We start from the raw sequence: 15,509 nt of genomic DNA, 5'->3' as shown, positions 1-15,509 counted from the left end.
GGCGCTGACCGCTCAGCTTCTTCCTCTTCATTTTCCTGCTCTTCACGAAGCCTCGTTTCCGAGACAACAAGCTCCGGCGGCTCGGCTGGCGCTTCTTCTTCGCTGTTCTCTGCTTCTAAAGCAAATAGCTCTGGCGGCTCAGAAAAACCTTCATCAGGAGCTTCATAGAGAGGAATGTCTTGCTCCCTGTCTGCTGTGTCATCAAGAAGGCCTTCTATTGCTAAATCAGCCTGGATCGTTAGGATGCGCGAGTCTGTTAGTTGATAGTCAAATGCATCAATAAACACAAAAACTTCATGTAGATGACTGACTTTATTTTTCGGGATGGTAATATCGACAGGGAAACAATGAGTCAGTTCCGCAGTTCCATCCTCTCTCGTTCTGACCTCTTCGACAAACCGCTTATCGGTATAAAACTCTTCAGTATTTTTGCTCTGATCTATGTTGTACTCACCTGTAAGTTCAAGCGATCCTCTGATTGAAACGTAATCATTTACTTCCTGAACCCTAATATCAGGATCTAATGAAATGGAAAGCAGTTCAGAAACTTCCTGTCCTTTTTGGAAACAGATCGATTCTTCTACAGAAAATTGCAATCGATGATTTTGCGGCAAGTTCATATCCTCCTTTCATCTAATCCTTAAAATTAGATGTCACTAAAGGTGTATGTATGAAATGGAGAAAATATGAATGGGGAAACATAGAAAAACCGGTACAAGGATGTCCTTGATACCGGTTTTTATCGTACTTATCCGCGGCTGATCTCTGCGAATACGTTCTCAGCTGCCTGAATTGTTTTTTCAATATCTTCATCAGTATGAGCCGTCGAGAGGAAAAGCCCTTCAAATTGAGACGGCGGAAGGAACACACCTTCGTTTGCCATTCCTTTATAATACTTGGCAAACAGCTTCAAATCCGATGCTTTGGCTGTTTCATAATTGATGACAGGTTCATTTGTAAAGAAGAAACCGATCATTGAACCTGCGCGGTTAAAGGTATGCGGAATACCGTGCGCCTCTGCCGCTTTTGAAATGCCTTCTTCCAGCCTGTCGCCTTTTTTCATAAAGGTCTTGTATGATTCAGGCGTGAGCTGCTTTAATGTTTCGAGTCCAGCCGTCATCGCAAGCGGGTTGCCTGACAGCGTACCTGCCTGATAAATCGGACCGCTCGGAGCGATCCGCTCCATAATTTCGGCTTTACCGCCATAAGCGCCGACAGGCAGTCCGCCCCCGATCACTTTTCCTAAGCAAGTCAGATCAGGCGTTACGCCGAAATAGCCTTGAGCGCATTTGTAATCGACCCGGAAGCCAGTCATGACTTCATCAAAAATCAGCAGCGTGCCGTACTGTTCAGTAATATCACGCAATCCTTGCAGGAAGCCTTCTTGCGGCGGAACTACTCCCATGTTTCCGGCAACCGGTTCTACGATGACGCCTGCAATATCTTCACCGAACTGTTGAAATGCAAGCTTTACACTTTCTAAATCATTGTACGGAACGGTGATGGTATTTTTCGCTATTCCTTCAGGTACGCCCGGGCTGTCAGGCAGACCGAGTGTTGCCACTCCTGAACCCGCTTTAATCAGCAGAGAATCTCCGTGTCCATGGTAGCAGCCCTCAAATTTTAAAATCTTATTGCGGCCTGTATATCCTCTTGCCAAACGAAGCGCACTCATGGTCGCCTCGGTTCCCGAGCTGACCATCCGTACAATTTCTACTGACGGCACTCGGTCAATGACGAGCTTCGCCAATTCATTTTCCACCTCAGTCGGAGCCCCGAAGCTTGTCCCGTATTCAGCCACTTTTTTGAGGCTCTCTACAACGCGGTCATTTGTGTGTCCTAAAATTAAAGGCCCCCATGACAAGACGTAATCAATATACTCATTTCCATCAATATCATAGATTTTAGAGCCTTTTCCTCGCTCCATAAAAATCGGGTCCATGTCTACCGATTTAAAGGCGCGAACGGGGCTGTTTACACCGCCCGGCATGAGTTTTTGTGCTTCTTTAAAAGCCGCTTTTGATTTTTCATAGCTTCTCATCTGCCTCAACTCCTGTCAACTGAATAAAATTACTCCGCAAGCCATTTTGCTGCGTCTTTTGCATGATACGTAATAATCAGGTCGGCACCCGCACGCTTCATGCTTGTCAAAATTTCTAAGACAATCTCTTTTTCCTTGATCCAGCCGTTCTGAGCTGCGGCCTTCACCATAGAGTACTCTCCGCTTACATTATAAGCCACCAGCGGCAATGTAAACTCATTTTTTACATCCCGCATGATATCCATATAAGAAAGTGAAGGTTTCACAATCAGGAAGTCCGCGCCTTCTTCAACATCTGATTGGGCTTCACGGAGTGCTTCCAGACGGTTGGCAGGGTCCATTTGATACGTTTTGCGGTCGCCAAATTGAGGCGTGCTGTTTGCTGCATCACGGAACGGACCGTAAAACTCACTTGAATATTTCACGGCGTAAGACATGATCGGAATATTGATGAAGCCTTCTTTATCTAACGCTTCTCTGATAACCGTCACAAATCCGTCCATCATGTTAGAAGGCGCAATGATATCCGCTCCGGCTTTTGCTTGGCTGACAGCTGTCTGTGCCAATAGCTCCAAGGATTCATCATTCAGGATCTGTCCGTCTTTGACCAGACCGCAATGTCCGTGATCTGTATATTCACATAGGCATGTATCAGCGACGACAACCATCTCAGGGAAGTGCTTTTTAATTTCGGCAATTGCTTCTTGCACAATCCCATGGTCATGGTAAGCTTGCGTTCCGCAATCATCTTTTTCTTCAGGTATGCCGAAAACAATGACGGATTGAATTCCGAGACTGACCAGCTCAGCCACTTCATCCTTTAATAGATCTAAAGATACATGATAAACATCAGGCATTGAAGGAACAGCTTTTTTTCCTTCTAAACCTTCAACGACAAAGATCGGATAAATAAAATCAGATGGATGCAGACGAGTTTCTTTCACCATCTCTCTCATTGCTTTTGATGACCGCAAACGGCGGTGTCTGTTAAATGATTGACTCATATTCTATCTTCCTTTCTAGACATGCGGCACATTAAATCAAGCATGCCGTCAATTGTAAATGTATCAGGCATATACGACGTGATTCCGTACGACAGCAGAGCGTCCCTCGTTAGCGGTCCGATGCTGATGCAGGCCGTCTGGTGCGCCGGCCATTTTTTTATTCCTTCTCCCAGAACATGCATAAATGTATGTACGGTTGATGAGCTTGTAAATGTCACATAATCAAATGAATACTGATTCGCGGCATTTTTTAATTCCTCAATGCCGTCTTCATCAGGAACAGTTTCATATACGACCCATTCCTTCACTTCAAAGCCAAGAGGCGTAAGCTCTTTTTTTATCACATCGCGAGATAAATTGCCTTTTATGACTGAAATCCGTTCTGACGGTTCGGCATGCTGCTTAAGAGCGTCCGCCAATTGTTCTGCAATATAGTCATGAGGCATTACATCAACCGATACGTTGTACGATTCTAAACGGCGTGCGGTTTTTTCACCAACAGCTGCAATTTTTTTATGACCGGGAACAATAAGCTGATTTTCTTTCAGATAAGAAAAAAAGAAATCTGCTCCATTTACACTCGTAAACACAAGCCACCCGGGTATGGCAAGATCTATTCGCACCTGTTCTGCCAGATCATTCGGCAGAGCTCGGTGAAACGTGATCAATGAGGCCAATACCGCTTTTCCGCCAAGCTGCTCCACTTTCTGCCAAAACGATTTTGCCTGCGTCTTATTTCGGGTGACAAGCACTGTTTTTCCTTTCAAAGGAAAATCATTTACCATCCTCATCAAGCTCCCGTTTTACGCGATCAATTAAATCTTTAGCGCCTTTATCAGTCATGAGAGCCGCACAGCGCTTACCGACTTCCTCCGGATCGTTTCCGGTGACGGTTTCTTTGAAAATGATTTTTCCATCAGGCGAAGCCACAAGCCCTGTCAGTTCAATTTCATCCTGGCCGTTTATCACCGAGTAGCCGGCGATCGGCACCTGACAGCCGCCCTCCATCGCGTTTAAGTAGGCACGTTCTGCCAGTACAGTCCGTTTTGTATACTCATCCGTAAACTGAGAAAATAACGTTAAAAGCTCTCGATCGGATTCGCGGCACTCAATTGCAAGAGCGCCTTGGCCAACAGCCGGAAGACAGCGCTCAGGCTCAAGAAATTCAGTTACGACTTCCTGCTTCCAGCCCATTCTGGAAAGCCCTGCCGCAGCTAAAATAATTGCGTCATAATCTTCGTTTTCCAGCTTTTGAAGTCTCGTATCTATATTACCTCTAATCCATTTAATTGTAATGTCAGGGCGCTCAATCAAAAGCTGCGCGCTTCTTCTTAAACTGCTTGTGCCGATTACAGCACCTTCCTTCAATTCAGAAAGCTTTACACGATTCTTTGAAATAAGAGCGTCACGAGGATCTTCCCGTTCAGGAATACAGCCGATCACAAGGCCTTCAGGCAAAACGGCAGGCATATCCTTCATGCTGTGAACCGCCATATCAATGTCTTCGTTTAAAAGCGCTTGTTCGATTTCTTTGACAAACAGCCCTTTCCCTCCCACTTTTGACAGGGTAACATCAACAATCCGGTCACCCTTTGTGACGATTTCTTTTATGTCAAAAGCAAAAGAAGGATTGATCTCCTTCAGTTTGCGAATCACCCATTTTGTTTGGGTCATAGCGAGTTTGCTCCGTCTGGAACCTACTTTTATCGTTCTCATTTTTTCTTTCCTCCCGAATCTGCTTGGGCACATTATTTAACTGAACCAATGGAATTGAGACAGGCTTCCGAGCAGGAAATAATTGATCATCAGCACGAGAAAACAAGCCGTATTCCACAGTGCGGCGACCTTCCCCTGAAGCTCTTTAATCAGCCTGATATAGAGATAATAGCTGTACAGAAGCAGGACGACAAACGAACCAAGCACTTTGGCGTCGAACCAATACAGCGTTTCTAGAGACACATACGCCCAAATGACGCCAAGAATCAAACTCAGCAAAAGCATCGGAACTCCGATGACATTCAGAACATACGCCATATAATCAAGCTTAGACAAATCTTCTATTCTCAACAGCCACTTTCCCCATTTTTTCTTTTTTAACAGATGATATTGAAACAAGTAGAGCACAGAGAATACAAAAGAAAGGGAAAAAGCGCCGTAAGAAAGAATCGCCATTGTAATATGAATCACTAACAGCTCCGATACGAGCTGACCCGAAAAAGCCGCTGACTGCTGCTCCGTCGGTGAAAATGTATGAATGGCGATCATAGCAAACCCTATTACATTTGTAAAAAACACAATAAAATCAACACGCAGCAGCTTTGTCAGTACAAGTGACAGTGTGACAAGCACCCAAGCATAAAAATAAAGCGCCTCCGTCACATTTAATACCGGAAACCGCCCCGTCACCCACATAAAGTAGGCTAAATACACGGTTTGCAGAGTCCAGACAATAGAAAGCAACCAGAAGGCCATTTTCCCAGCCTTCCGGTTGTGTTGAAGAAAATCTATAAAATAAAAGAGTACACTTAATGCGTAAATGACGATTGTCCCTTCATTAAGTCTTGCCATTGCAGTATCAATCATTCAGCTTTCACTCACTTACAAGTGGGGCAAACCCCGCTCTTGATTCAGCCTTCTTATAAGAATGGACCTTTTGGCTGCCTTCAACGCTTTTGATCATTTGCCGGCCCGCGGCTTCTTCTATATCAAAAATCTGCTTAAACAAAGCCAGCTTTTCTTCAGAATCAGCCTCTGCCGCTAGTTCTTTCACCTTTAATATCGGGTCGCGGAGCATTTGATTAATGATACTTTTCGTATGTTTATTCAAAAGTTTTTTCTCTCTTGTCGTCAAATGAGGCAGCTTCCGTTCGATGCTGTCCATCGTTTCAGACTGGATTGCCAGCGCCTTTTCACGCAATGCGGAAATGACGGGCACTACACCGAGTGTATTCAGCCATTGTTTAAATTCCACAATAGTTTCTTCGATTAACAGTTCAACCTTCTCAGCGGTTTCTCTCCGCTCTTTCAGGTTCGCTTCTACGATCCCTTCAAGATCGTCTATATCATAAAGGAAGACGCCTTCTAAATCGTTCAAAGCGGGATCCAAGTCTCTTGGCACGGCGATGTCCACCATAAATAAAGGGCGGCCCTTGCGAAGCTTATTCGCGTTTTCCATCATTTCTTTAGACACAACAAAATCACTCGCACCGGTAGAGCTGATTAAAATATCGGCTTCTGCAAGCGCGCTTTCAAGCTGATTTAAGCTTCGCGCTTCACCGGAGAAACGGTCTGCAAGTTCTTTCGCTTTCAAGTATGTTCTGTTAATGACGGTCACTTTTCCGATTCCCTGTCCGTGCAGATTTTCGGCTGCAAGCTCGCCCATCTTTCCTGCACCAAGGATCAATATATGCTTGCTTGAAAGGTTTCCGAAGATTTTTTTCGCAAGCTCAACGGCCGCATAGCTAACAGACACTGCATTAGAGCCAATGTCTGTTTCGGCGTGAGTCCGTTTACCCACTGTAACCGCCTGCTTAAACAACTCATTAAAAATCGTGCCGATCGTTTTTTCTTGCTGAGCTGTTTTGAAGCTGTCGCGCACCTGGCCAAGAATTTGCGTTTCACCGATCACCATAGAATCCAATCCGCAGGCTACACGGAACAAATGCTCAACAGCCGCATCGCTTTCGTAAAATCTTAAAAACGGCGACAGGTCTTCTTTGCTTAAGTGAAACCAGTCAGCTAAAAATTTCTTTATATAATAACGGCCGGTATGGAGCTGGTCCACTACCGCATAAATTTCAGTGCGGTTGCAGGTAGATACGATGATATTTTCGAGAATGCTTTTCTCTGCTTTTAGCTTCACCATCGCTTCTGCAAGCTCATTCGGCTGAAAACTTACTTTTTCACGTATCTCAATAGGGGCGGATTTATAATCTACTCCCACAACAAGTATATGCATCGCTTTAATTACACCCCCAACACCCAATCTTTTATTTATAATCATTCTAACATAGAACTCATTATTTATAATAATTATAACATAGTTTCTTTCACAAAATGTGAACAGATTTTAAAATTCTTATGCTATATTAGAAAAAGCTTCACGGAAAAGAAGCATTCCTATTGACAATACCAAAAACAGCAGAAATTTACTACACATCAGCTCTAAAAAACAAGAAGGTGATATGCATGAAACAAAAATCAATTTTATTCCCTTGTCTGCTGCTCGCTGCATCCGTTTACGCATGGTTTGAAAGCGGCCAAGCCGAACTGTTTTCAGGACAGGATCAATGGCCTGTTCTTCTTATGCTGTTAGGCGCAGCCTTTATATACCAAGGGAAAAAAGAAGCTGTCTCCCCCCATTTCTTTATCGGCTTGCTTCTCTTCGGAATCGGTTTGCACTTTTTCGCTAAGCCAAAGTGGACATGGTGGCCGGATGATTTTGAAACGCTTCTCTTCATGGTCGGCTTCTCACTGCTCGTTTCAACCGTTCAGAAAAAAGAATATGTATATGAAGCTGTTTCGATGATTTGTTTTTCCCTGTTTCTTTACTTTTCCAAACAGATTATGGCATGGCTCGAGTCTGCGCATATTCCCACGTCCCTGCTGAAAGAGTATTGGCCGTTTGTATTTATCGGAATCAGTTTATTGTTATTATTGATAAAACGAAAAAAATCTATACGATAAATAAAACCGGCAGAGAGTATTCTCTACCGGTTTATCATTTTTTTGATCACTCCCCAAGCTTCGTCTTTCCCCTTTTTCGTTTCTGAGGAGAAGAGAATCAGCTCGTCTTCCGGATCAATATTTAATGTCTGTCGGACAACCTTCGCATGTTTGTCCCATTTTCCTTTCGGGATCTTATCCGCTTTTGTAGCGATAATAATAACAGGAATGCCGTAATACTTTAAAAATTCATACATCTGCACATCATCATTAGACGGTGCATGCCGCAAATCAACGATCTGCACCACTGCTTTCAATTCCTCGCGTGTTGTAATGTAGGTTTCAATCATTCTGCCCCAAGCTTCACGCTCGGATTTTGACACTTTGGCAAAACCGTAACCCGGTACATCAACAAAATGCAATTCGTCATTAATAATGTAGAAATTTAATGTTTGTGTTTTTCCCGGTTTTGATGATGTTCTCGCAAGATTTTTACGATTAATCAATGAATTGATAAAAGATGACTTTCCAACGTTCGATCTTCCGGCCAGTGCAATTTCCGGAAGCCCCCCTTCAGGGTACTGTTCAGGTTTAACTGCACTGATTACGATTTCTGACTTTGTGACTTTCATTTCTTCTCTCCTACTAAGGCATGTTCCAAAACTTCGTCTAAGTGGGATGCCAATATAAAGGTGAGCCCCTCTCTGACGCTTTCTGGAATATCCTCTATATCTTTTTCATTATCTTTAGGCGCAATAATGGTCGTCAATCCCGCTCTATGTGCCCCGAGTGCTTTTTCTTTCAGTCCGCCGATCGGAAGCACGCGTCCGCGAAGCGTAATTTCGCCAGTCATTCCGACTTTACGCGATACAGCCCGTCCTGTTAAAGCAGAAACAAGCGCAGTCGCCATTGTGATACCGGCAGACGGACCATCTTTAGGCACCGCACCCTCAGGAACATGTATATGAATATCATACTTCTCATGAAAGTCAGGTTCAATGCCAAGTTCTTCTGTTTTTGAACGCACGTAGCTGAAAGCCGCCTGAGCAGACTCTCTCATGACATCTCCAAGCTTACCCGTCAGGATCAATTTTCCTTTCCCTGGAGAAAGCGATACTTCGATCGACAGCGTATCTCCGCCGACAGTTGTATAAGCCAGCCCCGTGACGACGCCCACCTGATCTTCCGTTTCTGCTTGTCCGTATCTGAAAATTCGTTTTCCGATAAAGTCATGAAGATTTTTCTCCGTAACTGTAATCCGTTTTCTATCTTCAGAAACAATGGCTTTTGCGGCCTTGCGGCAGATGGCAGCAAGCTGACGTTCGAGGTTTCTCACACCTGCTTCTCTCGTATAATAGCGAATAATATCAAGAATGGCCTGATCACGCAGCTGCAGGTTGCTCTTTTTGAGCCCATGCTCCTTGATCTGCTTCGGAAGAAGGTGATCTTTCACAATTTCAAGTTTTTCCACTTCCGTGTAGCCCGCAATATTAATGATTTCCATTCTGTCTCTAAGCGGTCCCGGGATTGTCGCTAAATTGTTAGCCGTAGCGATAAAGAGCACTTTTGACAGATCAAAGGTCTCCTCAATGTAGTGGTCGCTGAAGGTGCTGTTTTGCTCTGGATCAAGCACTTCAAGCATCGCGGATGACGGATCGCCTCTGAAATCAGAAGACATTTTGTCAATTTCGTCTAGTAAGAAGACCGGATTCAGCTTGCCGGCTTTTTTCATGCCTTGAATAATACGTCCCGGCATTGCCCCGACATATGTCCGTCTGTGCCCGCGAATTTCTGATTCGTCGCGCACCCCGCCAAGTGAAATTCTGACAAATTTCCGATCCATACTTTTAGCAATCGATTTGGCCAAGGACGTTTTTCCGACCCCTGGAGGTCCAGCCAAACAGAGAATCGGGCCTTTTAAGGATTTTGTCAGCTTCTGAACAGCCAAATACTCTAAAATACGCTCTTTCACTTTTTCAAGTCCGTGATGTTCTTTGTCCAAAAGATGTTCAGCCTCTTTTAAATCAAGCTTATCTTCTGTCTCATCCGTCCATGGGAGAGCGACCAGCCAGTCAATATAATTGCGGATAACAGAACTTTCGGCAGAACTGGATGGAATTTTTTCATATCTGTTTAATTCCTTAAGAGCCGTTTCCTTCACATGGTCAGGCATGCCCGCTTCTTCGATTTTTTCGGTCAGCGTTTGAACTTCACCTGTTTTGCCTTCTTTATCGCCAAGCTCTTTTTGGATCGCCTTCATCTGTTCGCGCAAATAGTATTCCTTTTGTGTACGCTCCATTGAACGTTTGACGCGCTGGCCGATTTTTTTCTCGATCTCAAGCACTTCTTTTTCATTGTTGATAAAATCAATGACCTTGTTCAGTCTGTCTTTGACATCAGCCGTTTCTAATATATCCTGCTTATCCTTTAGTTTAAGAGGCAGGTGAGAAGCAACAATGTCTGCCATTCTGCCCGGCTCTTCGATATCAGTAACCGCGGCGTACGTTTCGGCTGAGATTTTTTTAGAAATTTTTATGTACTGATCAAAGTGGTCCAACAAAGTCCGCATCAGCGCTTCGTCTTCTGTATCTTTTGAATCATCTTCATGGATCAGCTGAATGTCTACTGATGTATAATCTTCATGCTCATTGTATTCAATAATCTGAGCGCGCTGTATGCCCTCCACCAGCACACGAATCGTACCGTTCGGAAGCTTCAGCATTTGTTTAATTTTCGTATAGGTGCCGACAGTAAAAATTTCGTCTTCACCCGGTTCGTCTATCGAAATATCCTGCTGAGTGGCTAAAAATATCATATGATCATGCATCATTGCCTGTTCAAGGGCCTGAACCGACTTGTCACGTCCTACATCTAAGTGCAAAACCATTGTCGGGTACACTAATAAACCTCTTAAAGGGAGGAGCGGGATGCTGCGTTTTAATTCTTCTGCCATGTGACTGACACCTCCGTGACTTTAGTATGAACCATTATAATACAACTTTTTCATCCTTGTACAATAAACGGCATGGTTTCATTTTCTATAACACAGTCTCCTCGTAGTATACCCTTTCTTTCTGATCTGAAAAAGGAAAAGATGTCCTTCATGAAAAAAACCCTATTTTTAAAATAGGGTCAGACCGATTCTTTATTCATTTGCATGTTAAACGGTTTTTGTTCAGTAGGCGGGTTCACTAAAATTTCATCAAGCACTTCCTGGAACGTTTTCACCGCCACAATTTTGATTCCTTCAATCTGTTTTAAGATCGATTGCTGATTTTCATGCGGGATAATAACTTTTTTGGCACCGGACTGTTTTGCCGCTTTAATTTTCGGAATCACGCCTCCAATCGGTTTTACAAGTCCGTTTAGACTGATCTCGCCTGTCATGGCAACCGTGTTGTCAATCGGAATTTTATGAACGGCTGAAAAAATTCCCGCCGCCATGGTAATACCTGCCGACGGCCCGTCAATCGGAATGCCGCCGGGAAAATTAATGTGGATATCATAGTCTGAAGGCTTCATTCCCATTGTACGCAGTACGGTTAGCACATTCTCAACCGAGCCCTTTGCCATGCTTTTCCGGCGAATTGATTTTGATTGGCTGCCGATGCTTTCTTCTTCTGCTATTCCGGTAATGTTAATTGACCCTTTATCCTGAGCCGGTGTTACGTTCACTTCGATTTCCAGCAGCGAACCGCTGTTAGGGCCATACACTGCGAGCCCGTTTACGATGCCGATTTGCGGTGCAGTGCCAATTTTCTGCTCGTGCTTAGGGGTAAGCTGGCTGGAATGAATCACCCATTCTATATCCTCAATGGTGATGTCCTTCCGATCTTCAGTCACCGCCATTCCCGCCGCGATTTGAATCATATTAACTGCTTCACGGCCGTTCCGCGTATAGCTGGTCAGTAAATCAAGCCCCTCTTCAGAAATATTCTTTTCAATCTTATCCACTGCTGTTTTGGCAACTGATTTCAGCTCATCTTTCTCAAGCTCGCGGAAAAATACCTCTAAACAGCGGGATCGGATTGCAGGAGGGATTTCATTGGGCATTCTTGTTGTCGCACCGATCAGACGAAAATCAGCTGGAAGCCCATTTTGAAAAATATCGTGAATATGGTTCGGTATTTGTGTATTTTCTTCGTTGTAATAAGCGCTGTCTAAAAAGACTTTCCGGTCCTCAAGCACCTTCAGCATTTTATTCATTTGAATAGGATGCAGCTCCCCAATTTCATCAATAAACAATACACCGCCGTGGGCATGCGTGACAGCCCCCTGCTTCGGCTGCGGAATACCCGCCTGTCCCATCGCTCCGGCCCCTTGGTATATCGGATCATGTACAGATCCAATGAGCGGATCGGCAATTCCTCTTTCATCAAATCGAGCCGTTGTCGCATCGAGTTCCACAAAAACAGCCTGCTCTTTAAAAGGTGATTGCGTATGTTTTTTGGCTTCCTCTAACACAAGCCTTGCAGCAGCTGTTTTTCCGACTCCCGGCGGTCCATAGACAATGACGTGCTGGGGATTCGGTCCGCACAACGCCGCTTTTAACGCTTTAATCCCATCTTCCTGACCGACGATATCTTGAAAGCTTTTAGGGCGCACCTTTTCAGATAACGGTTCGGACAGGCTGATAGCCCGCATTTTGCGAAGCTGCTCCATTTCCTTCTTTGATTCCTTATCTATCGTGACTTTTTGTGTCCTTTGATTTTTAAGCAAATTCCAAAAATACAAACCAATGATAATCCCAAAAAACAGCTGAATAAATAAAGCGATCCCTGTCCAACTCATGGTGGTCCCTCCTGAAAAACAATTTATGTAGCCAATTCATTCCTCTGATTGCTAGTATCTCCCACAAAAGAGGGGAATAAACGTTTTCCGGAAGAGTTTACACAACAAAAAAACCTCCTGAATGTTACCACTCAGGAGGTTCATTTTCATTTTTAAGCAGACGTTTTGTCTTGGCTAACCTCAGTACCGTCCTTTAACAAAAGGCGAGGCGGTTCTCCATGCGTTACAGTCGCTCCAGTAATCACACATTTTTCAATGTCATCACGGGAAGGCAGGTCAAACATCACATCAAGCATAATGCCTTCAATGATGGAACGGAGTCCGCGTGCTCCTGTCTTACGCTCAATTGCTTTTTTAGCAATTTCAGACAGCGCTTCTTCTTCAAACTCAAGCTCAACATTATCAAGCTCAAGCATTTTTTTGAATTGCTTCACAAGAGCGTTTTTCGGTTTCGTTAAGATCGCAACCAACGCTTCTTCGTCAAGCTTTTCAAGACTTGCAATAACCGGAAGACGTCCGATAAATTCCGGAATTAATCCGAAACGGAGCAAGTCTTCTGGAAGCACTTTTGAAAGAAGGTCTTCTTTCTCCAGATCTGCAGCCTTATTATCTGAACCGAAGCCAATCACTTTTTGTCCTAAACGGCGTTTGATGATCGATTCGATACCATCGAAGGCACCGCCGCAAATGAACAAAATGTTTGTTGTATCAATTTGAATAAACTCTTGATGAGGGTGCTTACGTCCGCCTTGAGGCGGCACGCTCGCCACAGTTCCTTCAAGAATTTTCAGCAATGCCTGCTGCACGCCTTCACCTGACACATCACGTGTAATAGACGGGTTTTCAGACTTTCTTGCCACTTTATCGATTTCATCAATATAAATAATGCCTTTTTCCGCTTTTTCCACGTCATAGTCAGCAGCTTGGATGAGTTTCAAGAGAATATTCTCTACATCTTCACCTACATATCCAGCTTCTGTCAGGGACGTAGCGTCAGCAATCGCAAACGGCACATTTAAAATACGGGCTAAAGTTTGCGCAAGAAGGGTTTTACCGCTTCCTGTCGGGCCGATTAATGAAATGTTACTTTTCGAAAGCTCGACATCGTCCACTTTGCTGTTGGAGTTGATGCGTTTGTAGTGGTTATATACCGCAACAGCAAGTGATTTCTTCGCCTGATCCTGACCGATTACATATTCATTCAGAATTTCACGAATTTCCTGCGGCTTCGGCACATCTTTAAATTCTACTTCTTCTTCTGTTCCGAGTTCTTCCTCCACAATTTCAGTGCAGAGTTCGATACATTCGTCACATATATATACACCAGGTCCAGCTACAAGCTTACGAACCTGATCTTGTGTTTTTCCACAGAACGAGCATTTTAATTGTCCTTTTTCCTCGTTGAATTTAAACATTCTTTCACCCCTTAATCTTGTCTCACTTTTTCTTTTACCGGCAGAGCAAAAGAAAATGATTCTTGAAACGAAACGAGTATGTATTGCATTTTACCATACTTTCCAAAAAGACGGTAACATTGTGTTTCTGACTTGCACATTCTATATGTATGACAAAAAACAGCCTGCATTAACTATATTGCCCCAAGAAAAAGAGATATATCATAATTGTACAAAACAAGGCACGAATGATTCGCGCCCTGTTTTATTATTACTATTATTATGCACCATATTAACGGTTTTCTACAAGAAAATCAATTGCTTTGCGAACTTTTAAATCTTCTTTCATCGCGTCAGTAGAACCGATGGCTTGTTTGATATTTTCAACAGGCATGTTGTATGCTTCAGCCATTTTAGCAAGCTCAGCATCAACTTCCTCATCTGTTACTTCAAGGTTTTCCGCTTTCGCAATCGCCTCAAGAGTCAGGTTAGATTTTACGCGTTTTGCAGCATCTTCTTTCATTTGCTCTTTTAACGCAGCTTCGTCTTGGCCTGAGAATTGAGTGTAAAGCTCAAGGTTCATGCCTTGCATTTGAAGACGCTGTTCGAATTCTTTCAGCATGCGGTCAAGCTCAGTGTCGATCATCGCTTGTGGAACATCGATTTCAGCGTTTTCAGAAGCTTTCAGAACAAGCTCTTCACGCAATTTAGCGTCAGCTTCGTTTTCTTTTGCTTCTTCTAAACGTTTCTTCGTTTTTTCAGTCAATTCAGCAAGTGTTTCCACTTCTTCATCGATATCTTTTGCGAATTCATCATCAAGCTCAGGAAGCTCTTTCGCTTTGATTTCGTGAATTTTCACTTTGAAGACAGCTGGTTTGCCGGCAAGATCTTCAGCGTGGTACTCCTCAGGGAATGTTACTTCAACATCCTTCTCAGCACCTGCTTCAAGGCCAACTAACTGATCTTCGAAGCCAGGGATGAATGAACCTGAACCCACTTCAAGTGAATAGTTTTCAGCTTTTCCGCCTTCAAATGCTTCGCCGTCAACGAATCCTTCGAAGTCAAGAACAACTGTGTTTCCTTCTTCAACAGCGCCTTCTTCTTTTACAACAAGCTCAGCTTGACGCTCTTGAAGCGCTTTTAGTTCGTTTTGAACATCTTCGTCAGTTACAGCTGTGTCGTCTTTTTCGACGCCTAAGCCTTTGTATTCGCCAAGCTTCACTTCAGGTTTCACTGTTACTTTTGCAGTGAAGATTAAGCTTTCGCCTTTTTCGATTTTTTCAACATCGATTTCAGGACGGTCTACAGGCTCGATTCCAGCTTCTTCAACTGCTTTAGGATATTCTACAGGAAGAAGAATATCCAAAGCATCTTGGTAAAGAGCTTCTACGCCAAAGCGCTGTTCGAATAAACCGCGAGGAATTTTCCCTTTACGGAATCCAGGAATTGAAACTTGCTTAACTACTTTTTTAAATGCATCATCAAGTGCCGTTTTAAATGTTTCAGCATCAACTTCAACCGTTAAAACGCCTTCGTTGCCTTCTTGTTTTTCCCATTTTACAGACATGTGTTTCCCTCCAAAAATCTATTCAGGTTGTGTCGGTCTTCCATTCT

General features: G+C 43.7%; 12 protein-coding genes and 1 pseudogene. 1 reads left to right on the top strand and 12 read right to left on the bottom strand.

The window, feature by feature from the left end; translation table 11 throughout:
* From LNN34_RS01485 to hemA, 7 genes and pseudogenes are all read right to left on the bottom strand, one after another.
* Window positions 1-614 (bottom strand): annotated as a pseudogene (locus LNN34_RS01485) (stage VI sporulation protein D); the annotation flags it as partial.
* 134 nt (window positions 615-748) lie between these two features.
* Window positions 749-2,041 (bottom strand): glutamate-1-semialdehyde 2,1-aminomutase, encoded by a 1,293-nt coding sequence (gene hemL / locus LNN34_RS01480; RefSeq protein WP_059293481.1) that lies wholly within the window; start codon window positions 2,039-2,041, stop codon window positions 749-751.
* A gap of 29 nt (window positions 2,042-2,070) precedes the next feature.
* Window positions 2,071-3,045, bottom strand: a complete 975-nt coding sequence (hemB, locus tag LNN34_RS01475; RefSeq protein WP_024122369.1) for a porphobilinogen synthase — start codon at window positions 3,043-3,045, stop codon at window positions 2,071-2,073.
* Window positions 3,042-3,830, bottom strand: coding sequence for a uroporphyrinogen-III synthase (gene hemD / locus LNN34_RS01470; RefSeq protein WP_229042585.1), 789 nt, complete (start codon window positions 3,828-3,830; stop codon window positions 3,042-3,044). Before hemD ends, hemB begins: the two co-directional genes overlap by 4 nt.
* Window positions 3,820-4,761 carry a hydroxymethylbilane synthase gene (gene hemC, locus LNN34_RS01465; RefSeq protein ID WP_044154111.1) on the bottom strand — a complete coding sequence of 314 codons (942 nt, stop codon included), beginning with the start codon at window positions 4,759-4,761 and terminating at the stop codon, window positions 3,820-3,822. Before hemC ends, hemD begins: the two co-directional genes overlap by 11 nt.
* A gap of 36 nt (window positions 4,762-4,797) precedes the next feature.
* Window positions 4,798-5,628 carry a cytochrome c biogenesis protein gene (locus LNN34_RS01460; RefSeq protein ID WP_010335178.1) on the bottom strand — a complete coding sequence of 277 codons (831 nt, stop codon included), beginning with the start codon at window positions 5,626-5,628 and terminating at the stop codon, window positions 4,798-4,800.
* Window positions 5,629-5,635: 7 nt separating this feature from the next.
* A complete protein-coding gene (gene hemA / locus LNN34_RS01455; protein WP_229042584.1) occupies window positions 5,636-7,003 on the bottom strand; it encodes a glutamyl-tRNA reductase in 1,368 nt (455 codons plus the stop codon).
* A gap of 230 nt (window positions 7,004-7,233) precedes the next feature.
* On the opposite strand from hemA, the gene LNN34_RS01450 reads away from it, so the two are divergent.
* Window positions 7,234-7,731, top strand: coding sequence for a hypothetical protein (locus LNN34_RS01450; protein WP_229042583.1), 498 nt, complete (start codon window positions 7,234-7,236; stop codon window positions 7,729-7,731).
* Between the two features lie 23 nt (window positions 7,732-7,754).
* Here LNN34_RS01450 and yihA read toward each other — a convergent pair whose 3' ends face one another.
* The 5 genes from yihA to tig all read right to left on the bottom strand — a co-directional run bounded on the left by yihA (window position 7,755) and on the right by tig (window position 15,462).
* Window positions 7,755-8,342, bottom strand: coding sequence for a ribosome biogenesis GTP-binding protein YihA/YsxC (yihA, locus tag LNN34_RS01445; protein ID WP_024122374.1), 588 nt, complete (start codon window positions 8,340-8,342; stop codon window positions 7,755-7,757).
* Window positions 8,339-10,663 (bottom strand): endopeptidase La, encoded by a 2,325-nt coding sequence (gene lon, locus LNN34_RS01440; RefSeq protein ID WP_024122375.1) that lies wholly within the window; start codon window positions 10,661-10,663, stop codon window positions 8,339-8,341. Before lon ends, yihA begins: the two co-directional genes overlap by 4 nt.
* Before the next feature lie 179 nt (window positions 10,664-10,842).
* Window positions 10,843-12,501 carry an ATP-dependent protease LonB gene (lonB, locus tag LNN34_RS01435; protein WP_229042582.1) on the bottom strand — a complete coding sequence of 553 codons (1,659 nt, stop codon included), beginning with the start codon at window positions 12,499-12,501 and terminating at the stop codon, window positions 10,843-10,845.
* Between the two features lie 152 nt (window positions 12,502-12,653).
* Complete coding sequence (clpX, locus tag LNN34_RS01430) at window positions 12,654-13,916, bottom strand: ATP-dependent protease ATP-binding subunit ClpX (protein WP_044154108.1); 1,263 nt, start codon at window positions 13,914-13,916, stop codon at window positions 12,654-12,656.
* A gap of 271 nt (window positions 13,917-14,187) precedes the next feature.
* Window positions 14,188-15,462: a trigger factor gene (gene tig / locus LNN34_RS01425; protein ID WP_044154100.1), complete on the bottom strand. Its 1,275-nt coding sequence runs from the start codon at window positions 15,460-15,462 to the stop codon at window positions 14,188-14,190.
* Window positions 15,463-15,509 lie beyond the last annotated feature (47 nt).

The sequence above is a fragment of the Bacillus sp. AF23 genome (genome assembly GCF_020861455.1).
Lineage (GTDB): Bacteria > Bacillota > Bacilli > Bacillales > Bacillaceae > Bacillus > Bacillus halotolerans.
The sequence above is the reverse complement of the archived record's forward strand: the minus strand, read 5'-3'. Positions and strand labels throughout refer to the sequence as shown.

What these genes read in the sequence shown, in the direction of transcription:
- clpX (WP_044154108.1), bottom strand. Translation starts at nt 13,916, where the DNA reads ATGTTTAAATTCAACGAGGAAAAAGGACAATTAAAATGCTCGTTCTGT.
- hemC (WP_044154111.1), bottom strand. Translation starts at nt 4,761, where the DNA reads ATGAGAACGATAAAAGTAGGTTCCAGACGGAGCAAACTCGCTATGACC.
- hemB (WP_024122369.1), bottom strand. Translation starts at nt 3,045, where the DNA reads ATGAGTCAATCATTTAACAGACACCGCCGTTTGCGGTCATCAAAAGCA.
- hemL (WP_059293481.1), bottom strand. Translation starts at nt 2,041, where the DNA reads ATGAGAAGCTATGAAAAATCAAAAGCGGCTTTTAAAGAAGCACAAAAA.
- hemA (WP_229042584.1), bottom strand. Translation starts at nt 7,003, where the DNA reads ATGCATATACTTGTTGTGGGAGTAGATTATAAATCCGCCCCTATTGAG.
- LNN34_RS01450 (WP_229042583.1), top strand. Translation starts at nt 7,234, where the DNA reads ATGAAACAAAAATCAATTTTATTCCCTTGTCTGCTGCTCGCTGCATCC.
- lon (WP_024122375.1), bottom strand. Translation starts at nt 10,663, where the DNA reads ATGGCAGAAGAATTAAAACGCAGCATCCCGCTCCTCCCTTTAAGAGGT.
- tig (WP_044154100.1), bottom strand. Translation starts at nt 15,462, where the DNA reads ATGTCTGTAAAATGGGAAAAACAAGAAGGCAACGAAGGCGTTTTAACG.
- hemD (WP_229042585.1), bottom strand. Translation starts at nt 3,830, where the DNA reads ATGGTAAATGATTTTCCTTTGAAAGGAAAAACAGTGCTTGTCACCCGA.
- yihA (WP_024122374.1), bottom strand. Translation starts at nt 8,342, where the DNA reads ATGAAAGTCACAAAGTCAGAAATCGTAATCAGTGCAGTTAAACCTGAA.
- lonB (WP_229042582.1), bottom strand. Translation starts at nt 12,501, where the DNA reads ATGAGTTGGACAGGGATCGCTTTATTTATTCAGCTGTTTTTTGGGATT.
- LNN34_RS01460 (WP_010335178.1), bottom strand. Translation starts at nt 5,628, where the DNA reads ATGATTGATACTGCAATGGCAAGACTTAATGAAGGGACAATCGTCATT.